14 protein-coding genes and 1 pseudogene are annotated in these 18,728 nt (G+C 68.8%); 11 read left to right on the plus strand and 4 right to left on the minus strand.

Features of this window, described 5'->3' with window-relative positions; all coding sequences use genetic code 11:
- The first annotated feature begins 72 nt into the window (after window positions 1-72).
- The 7 genes and pseudogenes from gnpA (at window position 73) to EL340_RS08090 (ending at window position 9,231) form a co-directional block, all read left to right on the plus strand.
- Window positions 73-2,280: pseudogene (gene gnpA / locus EL340_RS08060) on the plus strand (1,3-beta-galactosyl-N-acetylhexosamine phosphorylase).
- Between the two features lie 127 nt (window positions 2,281-2,407).
- Window positions 2,408-3,697, plus strand: a complete 1,290-nt coding sequence (locus tag EL340_RS08065; protein WP_126414180.1) for a type 2 periplasmic-binding domain-containing protein — start codon at window positions 2,408-2,410, stop codon at window positions 3,695-3,697.
- A gap of 55 nt (window positions 3,698-3,752) precedes the next feature.
- Window positions 3,753-4,742: a carbohydrate ABC transporter permease gene (locus EL340_RS08070; protein WP_126414181.1), complete on the plus strand. Its 990-nt coding sequence runs from the start codon at window positions 3,753-3,755 to the stop codon at window positions 4,740-4,742.
- On the plus strand, window positions 4,739-5,602 hold the full coding sequence (locus EL340_RS08075; protein ID WP_126414182.1) for a carbohydrate ABC transporter permease: 864 nt from the start codon (window positions 4,739-4,741) through the stop codon (window positions 5,600-5,602). The genes EL340_RS08070 and EL340_RS08075 overlap by 4 nt, the downstream gene beginning before the upstream one ends.
- 118 nt (window positions 5,603-5,720) lie before the next feature.
- Window positions 5,721-7,139, plus strand: coding sequence for a phosphoglucomutase/phosphomannomutase family protein (locus tag EL340_RS08080; protein WP_126414183.1), 1,419 nt, complete (start codon window positions 5,721-5,723; stop codon window positions 7,137-7,139).
- Between the two features lie 23 nt (window positions 7,140-7,162).
- The gene (locus tag EL340_RS08085; RefSeq protein ID WP_126414184.1) at window positions 7,163-7,981 is read left to right on the plus strand and encodes a nucleotidyltransferase family protein; all 819 of its coding nucleotides are present in this window, start codon (window positions 7,163-7,165) and stop codon (window positions 7,979-7,981) included.
- Window positions 7,978-9,231 (plus strand): galactokinase family protein, encoded by a 1,254-nt coding sequence (locus EL340_RS08090; protein ID WP_232022935.1) that lies wholly within the window; start codon window positions 7,978-7,980, stop codon window positions 9,229-9,231. The genes EL340_RS08085 and EL340_RS08090 overlap by 4 nt, the downstream gene beginning before the upstream one ends.
- 46 nt (window positions 9,232-9,277) lie before the next feature.
- On the opposite strand, the gene EL340_RS08095 is transcribed toward EL340_RS08090, so the two are convergent.
- Window positions 9,278-10,645 carry an arginine deiminase gene (locus EL340_RS08095; RefSeq protein ID WP_126414185.1) on the minus strand — a complete coding sequence of 456 codons (1,368 nt, stop codon included), beginning with the start codon at window positions 10,643-10,645 and terminating at the stop codon, window positions 9,278-9,280.
- Between the two features lie 1,054 nt (window positions 10,646-11,699).
- Here EL340_RS08095 and EL340_RS15405 point away from each other — a divergent pair.
- From EL340_RS15405 to EL340_RS08115, 3 genes are all read left to right on the plus strand, one after another.
- Entirely contained in the window at window positions 11,700-12,419 is a 720-nt protein-coding gene (locus EL340_RS15405; protein ID WP_232022936.1) for a sensor histidine kinase, read from the plus strand.
- Complete coding sequence (locus EL340_RS08110; protein ID WP_126414188.1) at window positions 12,412-13,083, plus strand: response regulator; 672 nt, start codon at window positions 12,412-12,414, stop codon at window positions 13,081-13,083. The genes EL340_RS15405 and EL340_RS08110 overlap by 8 nt, the downstream gene beginning before the upstream one ends.
- Before the next feature lie 71 nt (window positions 13,084-13,154).
- Window positions 13,155-14,231 carry a 1,4-dihydroxy-2-naphthoyl-CoA synthase gene (locus EL340_RS08115; protein ID WP_126414189.1) on the plus strand — a complete coding sequence of 359 codons (1,077 nt, stop codon included), beginning with the start codon at window positions 13,155-13,157 and terminating at the stop codon, window positions 14,229-14,231.
- A gap of 402 nt (window positions 14,232-14,633) precedes the next feature.
- Here the strand turns inward: EL340_RS08115 and EL340_RS08120 are convergent, their stop codons facing one another.
- From EL340_RS08120 to EL340_RS08130, 3 genes are all read right to left on the minus strand, one after another.
- The gene (locus EL340_RS08120) at window positions 14,634-15,584 is read right to left on the minus strand and encodes an anti-sigma factor (RefSeq protein ID WP_126414190.1); all 951 of its coding nucleotides are present in this window, start codon (window positions 15,582-15,584) and stop codon (window positions 14,634-14,636) included.
- Entirely contained in the window at window positions 15,581-16,207 is a 627-nt protein-coding gene (locus EL340_RS08125; protein ID WP_126414191.1) for a sigma-70 family RNA polymerase sigma factor, read from the minus strand. The genes EL340_RS08120 and EL340_RS08125 overlap by 4 nt, the downstream gene beginning before the upstream one ends.
- 63 nt (window positions 16,208-16,270) lie before the next feature.
- The gene (locus tag EL340_RS08130) at window positions 16,271-17,968 is read right to left on the minus strand and encodes a cytochrome c biogenesis protein CcdA (RefSeq protein WP_197722282.1); all 1,698 of its coding nucleotides are present in this window, start codon (window positions 17,966-17,968) and stop codon (window positions 16,271-16,273) included.
- 226 nt (window positions 17,969-18,194) lie between these two features.
- On the opposite strand from EL340_RS08130, the gene EL340_RS08135 reads away from it, so the two are divergent.
- A complete protein-coding gene (locus tag EL340_RS08135; RefSeq protein WP_126414192.1) occupies window positions 18,195-18,629 on the plus strand; it encodes a hypothetical protein in 435 nt (144 codons plus the stop codon).
- Window positions 18,630-18,728: the final 99 nt, after the last annotated feature.

Consider the following 18,728-nt stretch of genomic DNA (forward strand, 5'->3'; position numbering starts at 1 on the left):
CGCCAGTAGCGGGCGGAATGCGCATGCTGTATTTTGTTCGGAGTTCAGACTATTCGGCCCGAAGGAGTGCTGATGTCTCTCCAGACCCAGCCCGCGCCGCGCCCCTCCAGTGAGGCAGGACGCCTCACCCTGCCGATCCAGACCGGCATGGACGAGGCCATCCGCTCCCTCATCGCCCGACTGGGCGCCGACGCCGTGCGGAACTCCGACGGCACTGAGCTGCCCGGGATCGTCTCGGAGCTGGCCACCAGGGTCTACTCCACCTACTTCGTGGGCCGCGGCGACAACGCCTGGGCGGACGCCCACCCCGAGGAGGCCACCCGGATCTTCCTCATGTCCGACCGGGTCATCGCCACCACCGACGGCCCGCTGGGCATCGACCTGCTGTCCTCCTGGTTCGCCGACCAGGTCCGCCCGGACACCGGCTGCGACGTCTCCCGCTGGTGGCAGGCCCATGACCGCACCACCGGCCAGGAGCTGCCAGCCACGGCATGGAGCGTGGGCGCCGATGGACGCACGGTCACCGTGCACGAGGCGCTCGCCGGCCACGTCTACACCGTCAGCTTCCTGGCGACCCAGATCTGGGACCCGACCCAGATGTACAACTACCTCACCAACGGCTGGGACGACGACCCCTCGCGCACCAGGGAGAAGCCCTTCGACGTGCGCCACGAGGCCACGTGGGCCCACGTCCGCTCCCACCTGCGGTCCTGGCTCGACGAGCATCCCGAGGTGGACGTGGTCCGCTTCACCACCTTCTTCTACCACTTCACCCTCGTCTACGGCGCTGACGCCGCCGAGCGCTACGTCGACTGGTTCGGCTACTCCGCCTCGGTGAGCCTCCCCGCCCTGGAGGCCTTCGAGGAGGAGTACGGCTACCGCCTCAGCGCCGAGGACTTCGTCGACGCCGGGTACTACAACTCCCCCTTCCGGGTCCCCACCCGCGCCTTCCGCGACTGGATCGACTTCCAGCAGCGCTTCGTGACCTCCCGGGTGCGCGAGCTGACCGAGGCCGTCCACGCCCGGGGCAAGGAGGCGATGATGTTCCTGGGGGACAACTGGATCGGCACCGAGCCCTACGGCGAGCACTTCGCCGCCACCGGCATCGACGCCGTCGTCGGCTCCGTCGGCTCGGGGGCGACCTGCAGGATGATCGCCGACATCCCCCACGTCCGGTACACCGAGGGCAGGTTCCTTCCCTACTTCTTCCCCGACGTCTTCCACCCGGGGGGCGACCCCATCGCCGAGGCGAACCGCAGCTGGCTGGAGGCCCGCCGAGCCATCGTGCGCTCCCCACTGGACCGGATCGGCTACGGCGGCTACCTGTCCCTGGCCGTCGAGCACCCCGATTTCATCGACCGCGTCGAGCAGATCGTCTCGGAGTTCCGCTCCATCCACGCCCGATCCGCCGGGCACCGGCCGCTGGTCCCCGGCTTCAAGGTCGCCGTCATCAACTCGTGGGGCCGCCTGCGCTCCTGGATGACGCACATGGTGGCGCACGCGCTGTGGTACCGCCAGACCTACTCCTACCTGGGGGTTCTGGAGGCGCTGTCGGGCCTGCCCCTGGAGGTGGAGTTCCTCTCCCTCGACGAGGTGCGCGCAGGCGCCGCCCAGGACGTGAAGGTCCTCATCTGCGCGGGGGCCGAGGGCACCGCCTTCTCCGGGGGCGCGCAGTAGGCGGACCCGGCGCTGGTCGCCGCGGTCAGCTCCTTCGTCACCAGCGGCGGGGGCCTCATCGGGGTGGGGGCTCCCAGCGCCCACCCCGCCCACGGGGTCACCTTCCAGCTCGCCGACGTCCTGGGCGTCGACCGCGAGATCGGCTGGGGCCTGAGCACCCGTCGTCCCCTTCCGCAGGTGCGGGAGCACTTCATCACCCGCGACCTGGCCGGTGGCTTCGACGACGGCGAGGGCACCCCCGACGTCGTCGTCACCAGCCCCACCACTCAGGTGCTCGACGCCGCGGACGGCCAGGTCCGCCTCGCGGCCAACGAGGCGGGCCGGGGCAGAGCGGTGTACGCCACGGGACTGCCCTACTGCGCCCAGAACTCCCGGATCCTGCACCGCGCGGTCTTCTGGGCCGCGGGCCAGGAGGAGGAGTTCTCCCGCTGGGCGGCCCTCGACCCCCGGGTGGAGGTGGCCGCCTACCCCGACGGGCGCACCACCCTCGTCATCAACAACGCGCTCGAACCCGTCACCACGACGGTACCGACGCCCCAGGGCCCCCGGACAGTGCGTCTGGAGGAAGGAGGACACCAGTGGCTCACCGCTCCGGCGCAGTGAGCACCCATGTTCCATGTTCCGCAGACGGGCCCGTGCCGACAGCGTGCCGACTCGCTCCCGTCACCACCCCATCCTCACTCCTTCCGGCATCCGCCGGTCCTTTTCAATGACGAAGAAGGAAGAACCCATGAAGAAACACGCACTGGCCGCCTCGATGCTCGCCTTCGCGATGATCGTCGCCGGCTGCTCCGCCACGTCCTCGTCCGGCTCGTCCTCGTCCGACGGCGTGATCCGCTACGTGCACCGCCTTCCCGACGGCGAGGGCATGACCAAGGTCAATGACATCGTGGCCCGGTGGAACGCCGAGCACCCCGACATGAAGGTCGAGGCCACCAAGTTCGACGGCAAGGCCTCGGACATGAACGTCAAGCTGGAGAACGACGTGAAGGCCGGAACCGGCCCCTGCCTGGCGCAGGTCGGCTACGCCGAGATCCCCAAGCTCTACTCCTCCGGCCTGCTGGCCGACGTGTCCCAGCAGGCGGAGAAGTACAAGGACCACTTCTCCGAGGGGTCGATGTCGCTGATGACGGTGGGCAAGACCGTCGTCGGCCTGCCGCAGGACTCCGGCCCGCTGGTCTACTTCTACAACAAGGCCGCCTTCGACCAGCTCGGACTGAGCGTGCCCACCACCAGCGCCGAGCTGGCCGACGTCGCCCAGAAGGCGGCGGCCCAGGGCAAGTACGCCGTGGCCTTCGAGCCCGACGAGGCCCCCAACACCCTGGCGGGTCAGTCGGCCGCGGCGGGCGCGCAGTGGTTCAGCGCTGAGAACGACAAGTGGAAGGTCAACGTCAACAGCCCGGAGACCGCCAAGGTCTCCACCTTCTGGCAGGGTCTCCTGGACTCCAAGACGGCCCTCGTGGCCAACCGCTGGGACGACGCCTTCGGCAAGGCGCTGGTCGACCAGCAGCTCATCGGCACCATCGGGGCGGCCTGGGAGGGGGCGCTTCTGGCGGACACGATGAAGGACTCCCCCAACGCCGGCTCCTGGGCGGTCGCCCAGCTGCCCGCCTTCGGTGACACCCCCATGTCCGGTCCCGACGGCGGATCCGGCGTGGCCGTTCTCAAGGGCTGCTCCAACCCCGAGGGGGCCATGGCCTTCAACGACTGGTTCAACACGCAGGTCGACGACCTGGCCACCCAGGGCCTGGTCCTGACCGCGAAGGCGCCGGTGAAGACCCCGGAGTCCATCTCCACCTTCTTCGGGGGCCAGGACGTCTACGCCGAGTTCACCAAGGCCAACGCGGCCGTGAACTCCAAGTTCGGCTTCATGCCGACCTGGCCCTCCCTGACCGACCCCATGACCCAGGCCGCCGAGGCGGCCGGGAAGGGGACCGGCAAGGTCGACGACATCTTCCAGTCGGCCCAGAAGACCGCGGTCAGCTCCCTGAAGGACGCCAACCTGCCCGTTGCCGAGTAGGCAGCAGCGGGAAGAAACAGGTAGTGATCGGCACCACGATCGAAGTGAGAACACCATGAGCACGACAACAACGACCACGGGGCGCTCCCCCGCTCCCTCGGCACCTCAGCGGACAGCCTCTCCTGGCCTGCGCACCACCTCGCTGCGCAGGCGCAGGGAGGCCCGAGCGGGTATCGGGTTCGTGGCTCCGTTCATGATCATGTTCACCGTCGTCTTCCTCATCCCGATCGTGGTGTCGGTCTACCGGTCCTTCTTCCGGGACGTCGCCTCAGGCGGGGACCTGTACGGCGGCGGGGACAAGGTCAGCACCTTCGTCGGCCTGGACAACTACGTCCAGGCCGCGGGGCAGCCCGCCTTCTGGAAGGGGATGGGACGGGTCCTGCTGTTCGGGGTGGTCCAGGTCCCGGTCATGATCCTGGCGGCCCTCGCCCTGGCGCTGGTGCTCGACTCGCTCCTGGTCAGACGGGTGACGGTCTTCCGTCTGGGCTTCTTCCTGCCCTACGCGATCCCCGGGATCGTGGCCGCGATCATGTGGCTCTACATGTACAACCCCACCTTCTCCCCGATCAACGAGCTGCTGGGGCTGGTGGGCCTCCACGTCGACTTCTTCGGCAGGAACATCATGCTGTGGTCCATGGCGAACATCACGACGTGGACCTTCACCGGGTACAACATGCTCATCTTCCTGGCGGCGCTCCAGTCCGTGCCCCACGAGCTCTACGAGGCCGCCCGCATCGACGGCGCCACCGGTTGGCAGATCGTCCGGCGCATCAAGATCCCCATGGTCCGCTCCGCCTCCCTGCTGGCGGTCCTGCTGTCCATCATCGGGACCGTGCAGCTGTTCAACGAGCCCACCGTTATGTACAACCAGAACCAGTGGATGGGGCTGGACTACACCCCGATGATGATGGCCTACAACTCGATGACCGGCGCGCTGTCACCATCCGGCTCGGGTCCGGCCTCCGCGGTCTCCGTTCTCATCGCCTGCGTGGCAGGCACCCTGGCCGCCCTCTACGCCCTCGTGCAGAACAGGATCGACAAGTGAAGCCCACCGACATCCCCCGTTCACTGCGCCCGTCGATCCCCTCACGGGTCCTGACCATCGCGGTCCTGGTCATCGTCCTGGCCTACATGCTCGGCCCGGTCTACTGGCTCATCGTCTCCTCCACCAAGTCCAACTCCGACCTGCTGACCACCTCCGGGTGGTGGTTCTCCCACCGCAACAACGTCTCGGCCAACTACACCGCGCTGATGAGCTGGACCCAGGGGCTCTTCTGGCGCTGGATCCTCAACTCCCTGCTCTACTCGAGCGTGGCCGGGGTGCTGGGCACGCTCCTGTCGGTCGCCGCCGGCTACGGCCTGGCCAAGTTCAGCTTCGCCGGTCGGGGCGCCGTCCAGGTCGCCATCCTCTCCGGTCTGCTCATGCCGATCGCCCTGCTGACCATTCCCCTGTACCTGGTCCTCGACGCCGTCCACCTGACCAACACGATCTGGTCGGTCATCCTGCCGTGCTCGGTCAGCCCCTTCGGCGTCTTCCTGGGCCGCGTCTATGCCGACTCCTCGGTGCCCAACGAGATCATCGACTCGGCCCGCATCGACGGGGCCAGCGAGATCCGCATCTTCTTCACGATCGTGCTGCGGCTGCTCGCCCCGGCGATGGTGACCATCTTCCTGTTCATCTTCGTGGCGACCTGGAACAACTTCTTCCTGCCCCTGATGACCATCAACTCCGCCTCGCTCAAGCCCGTCACCCTGGGGCTCTACGGGATGTCGACCTACTTCAACCCCCAGTACGGCGCGCTCCTCCAGGGCGCCCTTCTGGGCGTCATCCCCCTGATCGTGCTGTTCCTGGGCCTGCAGCGATTCTGGCAGTCCGGCCTGGCAGCCGGCGCCGTCAAGGGCTGAGAGCCCCCGACCTTCAGCCCGGCCCCGACACCGGCCCCACCCTCCCCAGTCCCGTGTCCACCCGTATCCGCGCTGCCGCCCCGTCCCGGGCGGCGGCCACCTCACCCGAGGAACAACCATGATCCACTTCGGCACCGGCGGCTGGAGAGCCGTGATCGGTGATGAGTTCACCCGCGCCAACGTCAGGCTCCTGACCCAGGGGCTGGCCAACCGCATTGTCGCTGAGGGCACGGCCGAGCAGGGCGTCGTCATCGGCTACGACCGCCGTTTCCTGTCGGACACCGCGGCCTGGTGGGCCGTTGAGGTGCTCGTCGGCAACGGCGTCCGAGTCACCCTCATCGACCGCCCCTCGCCGACCCCCACCACCATGTGGACCGTGCGCCGTCTGAAGGCCGCCTACGGGATGGCCGTGACCGCCTCCCACAACCCGGCCCTGTACAACGGCATCAAGATCTTCCTGCCCGGTGGCCGCGACGCCGACCTGGAGTTCACCAATGAGCTCGCCGCCTCCGTGAGCCTCCTGACGGATGAGGACGTGCGCAGCGTCGAGCCCCATGCGGCCCGCTCCTCCGAGCTGGTCACTGTCCAGCGCTCCATCAACTGGTACCTGGACGCGATCATTGACAAGCTCGACACCGAGACGATCCGCCACGCCCACATGCACATCGTGCTGGACCCGATGTTCGGGGTCTCCGAGACGAGCCTGCAGACGATCCTGCTGACCGCCCGCTGCCAGGTGGACGTCATCCACGACCGTTACGACCCGCTGTTCGGGGGCCGCATGCCCTCGCCCGCCGAGGGAACCGTGACGACCCTGCGCAACGCCGTCGTCGAGTCCGGCGCCGACCTGGGCATCGCCACCGACGGTGACGCGGACCGCCTGGGAATCATCGACGACACCGGCGCCTACCTGACCCCGAACCAGGTCCTGGTCCTGCTCTACGACTACCTGCTGACCCGCAAGGGGTGGACGGGCCCGGCCGTGCGCAACATGTCCACCACCCACCTGCTGGACCGGGTGGCGGCCGCCCACGGGCAGGTCTGCTACGAGGTGCCCGTCGGCTTCAAGTGGATCAGCGCGAAGATGGCTGAGACCGACGCCGTCATCGGAGGCGAGTCCTCCGGCGGGCTGACCGTGCGCGGCCACATCCCCGGCAAGGACGGGGTCTACGCCGGATCCCTGCTGGTCGAGGCGGTGGCGGCCTCCGGCAAGCGGCTCTCCGAGCTCTACGCCGATATCGTGGAGCGGTACGGCGAGCTCGTCATGGTCGAGGGCGCCTACGGCTTCACCCCCGAGCGGCGCGCCGACCTGGAGGAGCGCATCTTCTGCGCCCACGATCTTCCCGCCTTCGACCACGACGTTGAGCGCGTCTCCTGGGAGGACGGCTGCAAGGTGTACTTCTCAGGCGGCGGCTGGGTGACGATCCGCTTCTCCGGCACCGAGCCGCTCCTGCGGGTCTTCGCCGAGATGCCCACCGGTGACGAGGCCCGGGCGACCGCGGCCGCCGTCGCGAGCCACTACGGCCTGGGCGCCTGAGACGAGCAGGAGGAAGGATCCACATGACTGACGCTGCAGAGCAGACCCGCACCGCCGTCGTCCTGGCCCGTGGCCTGGGCACCCGTATGCGGGCGGCCGACCCGACCGGCTCCGGCCTGACCTCCCAGCAGGCTGCTGCCGCCGCCTGCGGCTACAAGGCGCTCATGCCCATCGGGGAGCACCGGCTCATCGACTACGGCCTGTCGGCCCTGGCCGAGGCCGGGATCACGCGGGTCGTTCTGGTCGTCGGCCCCGAGCACGAGGACTTCCGCAGGCACATCGACTCCCTGGAGCCCAAGCGGCTCACGATCGACCTGGCTGTCCAGGCCGAGCCCCGAGGTACGGCAGACGCCGTCCTGTCCGCCGAGCCGGCCGTGGGTGATGAGCCCTTCCTCATGGTCAACGGGGACAACTACTACCCGCACCGGGCTCTGCATGACCTGGCCCGCCACCGGGGCAACGCCCTGGCCGGCTTCGAGCGCGCCGCCCTGGTGGCCGAGTCGAACATCCCTGCCCAGAGGGTCGCCGCCTTCGCGCTCGTACGCGCCCACGACGGGCTGCTGGAGGAGATCGTCGAGAAGCCCTCCCCCGAGGTCGTCCAGGCCGCCGGGCCCCAGGCCCTGGTGTCGATGAACGCCTTCGGCTTCACCAGCGAGATCTTCGCCGCCTGCCGCCGGATCGTCCCCTCACCGCGCGGCGAGCTGGAGATCGTCGACGCCGTGCGCGCCCTGCCCGGCCCGGTGTCGGTCCTCCCGGCCACCGGGGCGGTCCTGGACCTGTCCCGTCGCGAGGACGTGTCCGAGGTCGAGGCCCGCCTGGCCGGGGTGGAGGTGTCACTGTGAGCCGGGTGGCGAGCCGGGCGCCCGAGGAGGTCGCGTGGAGGGTGCCCGGGCGCGTCGAGGTCCTGGGCAAGCACACCGACTACGCCGGCGGCTCGGTCCTGGTCGGCGCCGTCGACCGGGCGATCACGGCGCGAGCACGGCGCACCCAGGGGCCGCCGTCGTCCCTGACCGTGACCACTGACGGCGGCGATCCCGTCACCCTGTTCGCCGGGGTGGACCCCGGCCTGGAGCCGGGTCACTGGGGCCACTACCTTCAGACGGTGCTGGACCGTCTCACCCTCAACTTCGGGGCCTCCGCCGCGGCCCACCTGTCCATCTCCTCGGACCTGCCGCCGGCCTCCGGGATGAGCTCGTCCTCCGCGCTCGTGTGCGCCACCGCCCTGGCCCTGGCCGACCTCAACGGGTGGAGCCAGGAGCCCCGGTGGATCGAGGCGATGCCCGACCGGCTGTCCCTGGCCGGCTACCTGGCCGCCGTGGAGGGCGGACGGGCCTGGCACGACCTGCCAGGGACCACGGGGGTGGGCACCCGCGGCGGGAGCGAGGACCACACCGGCATGCTGTGCGGGGCCCAGGACCGGCTGCTCCTGGCCGGATTCGACCCGATGCGCATCATGCGGACCGTCTCCTTCCCCTCCCAGTGGGCGCTCGTCATCGGGGTGAGCGGGGTTCTGGCGCACAAGACCGGCGCGGCCCTGGAGGACTACAACCGCGGGCCGGCAACCGTCCAGTCGGTGCTGGCCAGGTGGAACGAGGCCACTGGGCGCTCCGACGCCTCGCTGGCCGGCGCGGTCAGGCACCTGGTCGGGGACGCCGACGGCGAGCAGGCGGCCGGCGATCCTGCCCTGAAGGAGCTGCTGAGCCTGTGCGAGCCCGGCTACGAGCGGGAGAGGATCGAGCAGTTCCTCATCGAGTCCCTCGTGCTGGTGCCGGCCGGCGCTCGGCTGATCGCCGCGGCCGACCCCGGCGTGGGCGAGGTTCTGGAGCGCTCCCAGGAGCTGGCCGACCGGGGTCTGCGCAACCAGGTGCCGCAGACCCGGCTCATGGTGTCGCTGGCCCGTGAGGTGGGCGCCATCGGCGCCTCCTCATTCGGTGCCGGGTGGGGCGGGTCGGTGTACGCCCTGGTTCCGGCCGACCATGCCGAGGACTTCGCCGCCCAGTGGCTTGAGGCCTACCGGGACCGTGAGGGCCTGGCCGAGCGCGCCGCGACGATCGTGACCAGGCCGGGTCCGGGGGCCCGCCGGCTGCTCTGACCGGCGGCCGTGCTCACCCGGCGATCACACGGCGCCCACCCGGCGCTCACACGGCGTCGCGGGTGACAGGGCAGGTCATGCAGTGCGAGCCGCCGCGGCCGCGCACCAGCTCGACGCCGGGGGTCTCGACGACCTCGATGCCGGCCTTGCGCAGGGCGTCGTTGGCGCACTGGTTGTGGGCGTAGCCGATGACGCGCCCGGGTGCCAGGGCGACGACGTTGCAGGAGTCGCGGGCGAGCTCTCGCAGGGCCTCGGCCTCGTCGGAGGCGCCGGGGCTGATGACGCGGAAGGAGTCGATGCCGGCGGCGCGGGCGAGGACCGCGTCCATCTCGGAGCCGTCGTGGACCGTCACCTTGAGGGCCCGGCCGGCCGGTCCGGGCTCGATCTCCACCGTGGTGACCTCGGTGAAGCCGGGGAAGCGCAGGTAGGTGTCGGGGCTGACCTTCGTCATGAGGGTGTCCAGGTGCATGACGGCCTCGAGCTGGGTGTAGAAGGCGGCGTCAGGCATGTGGACGCCGATGACCCTGTCCGCCACCTCGGCCTCGAAGAGCTGGGAGGCCAGGCGCTCCACGCCGGCGGCGGTGGAGCGGTGCGTGAGTCCCATGACGAGGGTGCGGTTCCCCAGGATCTGGAAGTCGCCGCCCTCAATGGTGGAGGCGGCCGACACCCGGCCCTGCTCGCGCCACAGACGAGTGGCCGGGGCGGCAGCGCCGGACGCTCCGTCAACGGCTGCGTCGCCCAGCTCGGCCAGGCGGGGCGCGAAGGCGGGGTGGTAGCGGTAGACGGCCTCATAGCCGACGGCCTCGCGCCGACGCGGCTCCAGGGCCATGGAGTTGACGGACACCCCGCCGTAGAGCCAGGCGGAGGTGTCGCGGGTGAAGAGCAGGTTGGGCAGGGGGGTGACGACGAACTGCCCCTCCAGGGTGGACAGGTAGGTGGAGGAGAAGAGGTCTCGCCCGTCGGCCTGGCTGAGGCGCTCGCGCAGCTCGGCGCGGGTGATGCCGGCCAGGAGCACCTCGGCGAGCTCGGCGTCGGGAAGGGACTGGAAGTAGTCGATGAGCAGCTCGGAGGCGGAGACGCCGACGACGTCGGGACCGACGGCCTCATCCAGTACCAGGTCGCGGGCCTCGGGCACGGCGAGCACCTCGGTGAACAGCTCGCGGAAGTCGTGGACGACGACGCCCTCGGAGCGCAGGATCGCGGTGAAGGCGTCGTGCTCGGCCTGCGCCCGAGGGATGTTGAGGGCGTCGTCGAAGAGCAGGGAGTCGGCGTTGATGGGGGTCAGGCGGGCGATCTCCCCACCGGGGCGGTGGACGATCACCTCGCGCAGGGCGCCGGTCTCGGAGTCGACTCGCCCCCCGCCGTCGGCTACGGGGATGAAGGGGCGGCTGGCAGTCTCACCGGTCTGCGTCATGGTCACAGGGTAGCGGGAGGCGGAGGAGGCGACCTGCGCGTGTCCCGCGCAGGCGACTGGGAGAGCGGAGACCAGCTCCGTCCCGACGCCTTTTGTTGAGCAGCGAATCAGTTGGGGAGCCGAAGATACGCAGTTGTCACAAACCGCAAGAATGGTAGGATGAATTGCCTTTATCACCTCCCCCGAGTCAGGAGTTCCCCTCATGAAAACCGTTGCTCGCTTGTCCCTTGTCGCCCTCCTCCTGGCGGGCTTCGCGACTCCCGCAAGTGCCGCACCAACCGGCGCCCCCGCAAGACAGGACGATTCGGTGAGCGCTTTTGGACAACCCATCCGTGATTGGTGCATCTTCCCTCCTTCCCCCTGGTGCGACAGAAAAATGAGCCGTTGGTTTGACTAAGTAAGTCCCATCTCGACCACCCCTAGGTTCAACCTAGGGGTGGCGAGATTCTTCTCATACAGAATACACGAGGAGGCATTCATAAACACAGCGACCACCTACACTTTCACAGTCAGTCTCCTATAAAATTAAGCCTCACAGAGACGAAATCGCTATCAAGGGTTAATGCGTAACGACAGTTTGCCCTCAGTGTTCTGGGTGCGGTTTAGCAGGTTTTTACCGCACCTGAGACGAACCGTACTTCTGCTAACCATCACGCCCATCATTCTTCTAGACGTCTCCACATACTTTACCTACAAAGCCAACCTGAACTTACCCATATTTTGGGAAGCACTCCAGATACTTTCTTTCATTCCATATGTCTACGCAAAAGATCGGCGCATTGGAGTATTCACATTCTCCATTGTGCTAGTTGCATTTTTCTCCGCACCAGGAGTACGTCCAGTTTGGGCCTGGACTCTCGTTTATGTTATCATCGCCGACCTTCTGGCAGCACGCGAACACAGACTGACTCTCATCCAAATATCGACATTTATTTTCGCTCAGCTCATCTCAGGAATTCCGTTCCTTCCAGCAGTATTCTGGACAGTTATCTGGGGAGGATTCTGCGCATCTGTCGGCTCTCTCATCCGTAACACAAAAGAACGCTTCGAGGAGATGCAGCAGGAGGCGGAGCGCTCCAAGGAGATCACCGCCGAGCTCATTCAGCAGCTGCGCCGCGACATCGCCGACAGCCTCCACGACGACCTGGCCGCGGACCTCACCCGCATGCTCATCATCTCCCGCTCCATCAGACTCCCGATTGGTGATGACCGCGATCACATGCTCGACCTGCAGGACCGCACCCAGCAGGCCCTCGCCCACCTGCGCCTGCTCATCCACAACCTCGCCGTCTCCCAGGGGCCGCCCAAGGAAGAGCCCACCCTCCGGGAGATCGTGGACTCCAGCATCTCCACGCTGGCTCAGCGCGAGATCGTCCTGGACGCCGATCTGGACGGGATCGAGGAGATTCCGGCGCTGCACCGCTCCGAGCCCGGTCGGCTCCTGGTCGCCTTCATTCGTGAGAACACCCTCAACGCCCTGAAGTACAACTCCCCGCACGATCTGGTCTCCCTGTTCGTGGAGCTGGAGCAGGACACCCTCTTCATCAGCTGCAGCTCGCCCTGGCGGGAGCAGAAGGTCCCCGAGGAGATGAGCGGAGGATACGGTTTATGGGCGCTCCAGGACCGGTTCGAAAACGCCGGAGGATCTCTCAGCTCCAACCGTATCGGGACCTCCTGGACCGTTCTCGCCAGCCTGCCCTGGAACGAGATCGCCACACCAGCCACTAATGCACGATCCCTCATATCACCGCCGGACGGAGCCGCTTATGCCTAGCCACACCCTGCGTTCCCTACGAGTCCTCATCGTTGATGACGACCCGCTTATCCGCACCACTTTCGCCGAGCAGCTCGACACGCAGCGGGCCATTACCGTCGTCGCCGCCGCCTCCGGCGGCAGGCAGGCCATCAGCCTCCTCATGACCGGGCAGCAGCCGGTCGACGTCGTCCTCCTGGACAGCGACATGCCGGACATGGACGGGGCCCGGACCGCCAGGGAGATCTACCAGCGCTTCCCCAAGATGCCCATCGTCATGTTCACGGTCTTCAGCCGTGACGAGATGCTGGCCGACGCCCTGGCCGAGGGCGTCAACGGGTTCATCACCAAGGACGAGAGCACGGAGAACGTTGCCGCTGCGCTTCTGCGCGCCAGCCGTGGCGAGCCCGTCATGTCCTCGCGCCCCACGGAGATGCTCGTCAGCGCCTACCAGTCCGAGCAGCGCCGCGCCACTGCCGAGGCCCGCATGCAGCAGCTGGTCAGCGACCTCCCGCCCCGGCTCCAGGACGTCTACACCTGCCTCCTGGAGGGCCTGACCAACCGGCGCATCGCCCGCAGACTCGGCATCTCGGAGAACACCGTGCGAATCTACGTCTCCGAAGTCCTCCACCGCCTCGGCCACACCTCGCGCACCGAGCTCATCGCCGCAGCCCTGGGGAACTGAGAGGCCGCGCTGAACGGCATCCGGCACCGGGGCCCGGGGCCGAGAAGTCCCAGCAGCCCTACGCTGGAGCCATGAACCCCACCCCCGCCCCGGCCCACCCGCTGCCGCGCCGCGTCTCGGAGATCTTCGACCCCGCCCGCTGGCGGGAGGTGCCCGGCTTCACCCACGCCCAGCCCGACGCCAAGACCACCGAGGCGCTTCAGGCGCAGGCCCTCACCGACGTCACCTACCACCGGGGCTGCCTCCGCAGCGAGGACGGCACCTGGCTGCAGGACCTGCCGGTGGTCCGGGTGGCCTTCAACCGCCCCGAGGTGCGCAACGCCTTCCGCCCCCGCACCGTTGACGAGCTCTACCGGGTCCTGGACCACGCGCGCATGAGCGGCGACGTCGGCGCCGTCATCCTCACCGGCAACGGCCCCTCTCCGCGCGACGGCGGCTGGGCCTTCTCCTCCGGAGGCGACCAGCGCATCCGCGGCCGAGACGGATACCGCTACGAACGGGAGCATGAGCGAGGACAGGACCCCGGTGACGCCGATGGCTACAGCCACGAGGCCGATGTGGCCGCCGCGCAGGCCCGTCTCGACACCGCCCGGGCCGGGCGCCTCCACATCCTGGAGGTCCAGCGCCTCATCCGCACCATGCCCAAGGTCGTCATTGCCGCAGTACCGGGCTGGGCGGCCGGCGGCGGGCACAGCCTCAACGTCGTCGCGGACCTGTCCCTGGCCTCGATCGAGCACGCCCGCTTCAAGCAGACCGACGCCGACGTCGGCAGCTTCGACGCCGGCTACGGCTCCGCGCTCCTGGCCCGCCAGGTCGGCGACAAGCGCGCCCGCGAGATCTTCTTCCTGGCCCGCACCTACGACGCCGTCACCGCCGAGCGCTGGGGGGTCGTCAACGAGGCGGTCCCCCACGCCGAGCTCGAGGAGCGGGCCCTGGAGTACGCGGCCACGGTGGCGAGCAAGTCCCCGCAGGCGATTCGCATGCTCAAGCTGGCCTTCAACCTGGCCGACGACGGTCTGGCCGGCCAGCAGGTCTTCGCCGGGGAGGCCACGCGCCTGGCCTACATGACCGACGAGGCCGTCGAAGGGCGCGACGCCTTCCTCCAGCGCCGCGCCCCCGACTGGTCGCCCTTCCCGTACTACTTCTGATCGCGATACGTCACCCTGTGACGTTTCGATAAGACCACCGGTAACCAATACTGCCGAGACCCGCCATCAACCATGGAACCGGGTTCTCCACACCGGATGCGACGTCGAAATCCTGGATCAAGGTGAGTACCAAAACCGAGGGGACAAAGAGGGGAACAAAAGCTCCTAGCGCTTTTCGCAGAACGGAAGAAGAAAAGTTCGTCATTTCCCCCACTCCAGCATCCGCTATCGACCACCCCTCACGGCCCACCGACGCCGTCGCGGAGAACCGCGGCCGGACGGGCGGCTGCCCCACAGGAGCTGACGTCCGTCAGTGCCCAGGGCGGACTCCTGAGACCGATTTGATTGTTAATTACGTCACAACAATGGGTGTGTTTCGCTCCTGCTGCGCGCCACCGGCCACTAGGCGGACTCGCCGGTGGGGCCGGTTGCGGGCTCGGGGACCGGCGAGCCGGTCGTCGCGCCGGAGCGGTCGGAGTCCTCACTCACCCGCAGGGTGACCAGGGGCGGCGTCGTCGGCCGGGCCGATCCGCCCGCCGGCTCCAGGGTGATGACGATCTGCTGACCGGGCTCGGGCATGACATCGAGGAAGGAGAAGCCGGCGCCGTCCCGGGGGTCGTAGACGCCCAGCGAGGTCGTCCTGTCCCCCTCCCTGAGCCAGACCTGGAGGCTGCGGCCGCCGGCCGACTCCTTCATGGCGGCCGGCAGGGTCAGTGCGGTCATGCTCATGTCGCGCGACCAGGTGAGGGTCGCGACATGGCCGTCCGGCATCGTGTCGGTGACCCGCTGGACGTCCTGGGCCTGGTTGAGGTGGGCGTAGTGCTGGGTCGGTGCCATGGAGGTCGCCATGGAGTCCATCGCCTCATCGACCGCGCCCCGTGCGCTCCAGCGCCCCACGCCGACGCCGACGCCGAGTAGGACCACGGCCGCGGCCGCCCGCACCAGGCCGGTGTGCCAGGCGGAGCGGCGCCGGCGACGCGCATCGAGAGGGACGACGGCCGCCTCCGCGCCATCAGCCCCGTGCTCGGCGGCTGGGATCGCGGAGGAGCTCGCCGCAGAGTCGCTGCCGAACCCACCGGCGCCGTCGGCACCGTCGGCCTGGGCCCGCGGCTCGCGCGCGATGACCTCCAGCAGGGCGGAGCGGATCTCGGCGGGTGGGGCCACGGGCCTCAGCGAGGCGCCGAGCAGGGCCGCCGTCTCGGTCGTCTCGGTATCGAGCGCCTCATCATCGAAGGCCTCGTCATCGACGGTGTCGACGTCGTCGGTGCCCTGGGCGCCGTCGAGGCCCACGGCGCCCAGGGCACCGGCGGCACCGTTGACGGCGTCCTCGCGAGTGTTCTCGCGGTCGTTCATGACTGCCCCCTCATCTCTCGTCGTAACCGTGCCATTCCATCCCTGATGCGTGTCTTGACCGTTCCCAGCGGGGTGCCCGTGCGGCGGGCTATCTCCCGGTGGGTCAGGCCGGTGAAGTAGGCCAGCTCGATGGTGGAGCGGTAGGGCTCCCCCACGGCCTCAAGCGCCCGGTGCACCTGCTGGCCCACGAGCCTGTCCTCGACCTGCTGAACCGTCAGGTCGACGTCGGGCATGTAGTCGTGCCAGCGGCTCTCCCGGTCCCGGGAGGACTGGGAGGAGCGGACCCGGTCAATGGCCCGGCGCCTGGCCATGGTGACCAGCCAGGCCCGCGCGCTGCCCCGGGCCGGTGAGAAGGTGCCGGCTGTGCGCCACACCTCGAGGAAGACCTCCTGGAGGACCTCCTCGCTCTGGGCGCGGTCGACGACGATCTGCAGGATCAGTGCGAACAGGCGAGAGGACCAGGCGTCGTAGAGGCGGGCGAAGGCGTCGGCGTCGCCGTCGGCGACCTGAGCGATCCACTCCGCCTCGGAGCTGCTCGTGCTTGTCACAGGGGAATGGTAGGCGAGACCGACGGCGCAGACGGTGCGCGCCGTGGTGCGCGGTTCCAGCGTCGCCAGGCTCACCGCACCACCTCCTGAGCCCTCTGCCGGGAAGGGCACCGGGCCACTGACTGCGTCACCGCCGGGTCACCCGAAGGTGAAGGAGTAGAGCTGCAGCCCGGGCGAGGCCTCCAGCTCGAGCACGCCCGAGCCCACCTCATCGGTGCGAACCAGCTCCATCCCGTTGGGCACGCCCGAGACGTGGGCGGTGCGGGTCTGCCCGTCGACCGTCCAGGTCAGGTCACCCTCCCCGGAGACGACGAGGTTGACCTGCTTACCGCGGTAGGACAGGCGCAGCCGGCCGGCACCCTCGACCGGGGCGATCGACTGGGGCTCGACCTTCCAGGTGCCGTCCAGGGCGAAGGTGTCGGCCTGGAGGTTGGAGGGGAAGGTGAAGGAGTGCTGCCCCTTGCTCAAGGTGCCCTGGGCGAAGCCGGAGGCCCGGTCCGAGCCGAGGTAGGTCTCGGGGGTGCGGGGGCTGGAGGAGGCTGCGGCGTCGTCACTGGCCTCGGAGAAGACGGGGGCGGGGAGGTTCACGTTCGGGTTGGCCTGCTTGAGCAGCTCGCGGACGAGCCTCTCCGTGGTGGCCTCCCCGCCCTCGCCGACGTGCGTCTGGCGGACGTTGCCCTTGGCGTCGGCCAGGTAGTGGGCGGGCCAGTAGTGGTTGTTGAAGTTGGTCCAGGTGGTCAGGTTGGAGTCGACCGCCACCGGGTAGGTGATGCCGAGGCGCTCGACGCCGCCGCGCACGTTGTCGACCTCCTTCTCGAAGGCGTACTCCGGGGAGTGGACGCCGATCACCTGCAGGCCTGACGAGGCGTAGGTCTGGTGCAGCTTCTCGATGCCGGGGACCGAGCGCTGGCAGTTGATGCAGGAGTAGGCGAAGAAGTCGACCAGGGTGACCTTGCCGGCACGGTCCTTCTGCGTCAGCGGCTGGTCGCCGGGGGTGTTGAGCCAGGCGACCGTGCCGTCGATGGCGGGCAGGGGCCCGCAGTCGCCGAGCTCGGTGGCTCCGGGTTGGCAGGCGCCTGAGGAGCTGCCGTGGAGGAGGGTGTCGGTGCGGGCCTGGAGGGAGGCCGTGTAGTCCGGCAGACGGCGCTGGAGAGCGGCCGGGGCGTCCAGGACGAGTGCCACGGACAGGCCGAGCATGACGACGCCGGCAGTGACGCGGATGGCGCGCTGGCGGGTGCGGAAGGCCCGGATCCGCTCCGTGATGCCGCGCCCGGCCAGAGCGAAGGCCAGCAGCGGGATCGCAGTGCCCAGGGCGAAGGACACGGCCAGCGCGACGGTGTCGACACCAATCTTCCCGGTGGCACCCGCCACAGCGACGGCGGCGAGGACGGGACCGGCGCAGGGGACGTAGGCGGCTCCCAGCACCAGGCCGAGGAGGAAGCCGTTCGAGGGGTTCTTCGAGCCTCCGAAGCGCTGGAAGCGTGCGAAAGGACGCTCCAGGATCTCCATGACCCTCGGAACCATCATGCCCAGGCCGATGAGCGCGAGCATGACGATGCCGACCCACCGAATGAGGTCCTGCGGCAGGTGGAGCAGGCTCAGCAGGGTCGATCCCAGGAGCGTGAACACCGTGAAACTGACCACAAGGCCGCTGACCACGAGGTAGGGGTGAAAACGGGAGGCGAGGCCGACGTCGGACTCCTCGCCATCACCGCGTGCGCCCTGCGCTCCCGCGGAGAGGAGGATGACGGGGAGGACGGGGAGCACGCACGGCGAGATACCCGTGATGAGCCCTCCGAGCAGTCCGATGACCACCAAACTAGAGATGGTTGTCACGATGATTCACCCTTTCGGTCCGTTTGTTGTTGCTAGTCTCGAAAGAGGTTCGGAGCCATCGGCAACCGGGATTGTCGAACAACCACATAGCCGTCTATGACGATCGTCACTCACGGCGAGCGCCGTCGGTCTCCCACATGAACTCCATGGACGACGGCGACTCCGGATCCGCAAGAGCGGGCCATCCCGCACTGACACTGCACCAGCAACCGCATAAGGAGAACTCATGCGATTCACCGCTACACGTGCCAAGACCCTCGCCGCCTCACTCCTCATCGCCACCGCCGGACTCGGTCTGGCCGCTTGCTCGGGCTCCGGCTCGAGCGACTCGACCACCCCTGCCACCGAGAAGACGGCCGGCAGCACCAGCGACGGCGGTTCCGCCGCCCCCAGCGCCGACAGCAAGGTGTCCGGTGGCGCCGGCTCCAACAGCACGGGCGGCGCGGCCGGCGGCGGCTCCGCCCAGCCCGGTGGCGCCGAGGGCGGCGACAACCAGACCGGTGGGGCCGAGGGCGGCGACAGCCAGCAGGGCGGCTCCGTTCAGGGTGACAACCACGAGGGCCACCAGGGCGGTGCCGACAGCAGCGCCGGCAGCCAGCAGGGCGGCTCCGAGGGCGGCGACAGCCAGCAGGGCGACAGCCAGCAGGGCGGCGGCAACTGAGCCGGCGGACCCCGCGTTACCCATCTGACGAGCGCCCCGTCGCAGCGACAGCTGTGGCGGGGCGCTCGCCGTGCCTTCCCCGGCCCCTGGCCTCGACCA

It is taken from the genome of Actinomyces viscosus (assembly GCF_900637975.1).
Taxonomy (GTDB): domain Bacteria; phylum Actinomycetota; class Actinomycetes; order Actinomycetales; family Actinomycetaceae; genus Actinomyces; species Actinomyces viscosus.

Coding starts and splice junctions, on each gene's coding strand:
- EL340_RS08120 (WP_126414190.1), bottom strand. CDS start 15,584: ATGAACGACCGCGAGAACACTCGCGAGGACGCCGTCAACGGTGCCGCC.
- EL340_RS08085 (WP_126414184.1), top strand. CDS start 7,163: ATGACTGACGCTGCAGAGCAGACCCGCACCGCCGTCGTCCTGGCCCGT.
- EL340_RS08080 (WP_126414183.1), top strand. CDS start 5,721: ATGATCCACTTCGGCACCGGCGGCTGGAGAGCCGTGATCGGTGATGAG.
- EL340_RS08115 (WP_126414189.1), top strand. CDS start 13,155: ATGAACCCCACCCCCGCCCCGGCCCACCCGCTGCCGCGCCGCGTCTCG.
- EL340_RS08095 (WP_126414185.1), bottom strand. CDS start 10,645: ATGACGCAGACCGGTGAGACTGCCAGCCGCCCCTTCATCCCCGTAGCC.
- EL340_RS08110 (WP_126414188.1), top strand. CDS start 12,412: ATGCCTAGCCACACCCTGCGTTCCCTACGAGTCCTCATCGTTGATGAC.
- EL340_RS08070 (WP_126414181.1), top strand. CDS start 3,753: ATGAGCACGACAACAACGACCACGGGGCGCTCCCCCGCTCCCTCGGCA.
- EL340_RS08065 (WP_126414180.1), top strand. CDS start 2,408: ATGAAGAAACACGCACTGGCCGCCTCGATGCTCGCCTTCGCGATGATC.
- EL340_RS15405 (WP_232022936.1), top strand. CDS start 11,700: ATGCAGCAGGAGGCGGAGCGCTCCAAGGAGATCACCGCCGAGCTCATT.
- EL340_RS08135 (WP_126414192.1), top strand. CDS start 18,195: ATGCGATTCACCGCTACACGTGCCAAGACCCTCGCCGCCTCACTCCTC.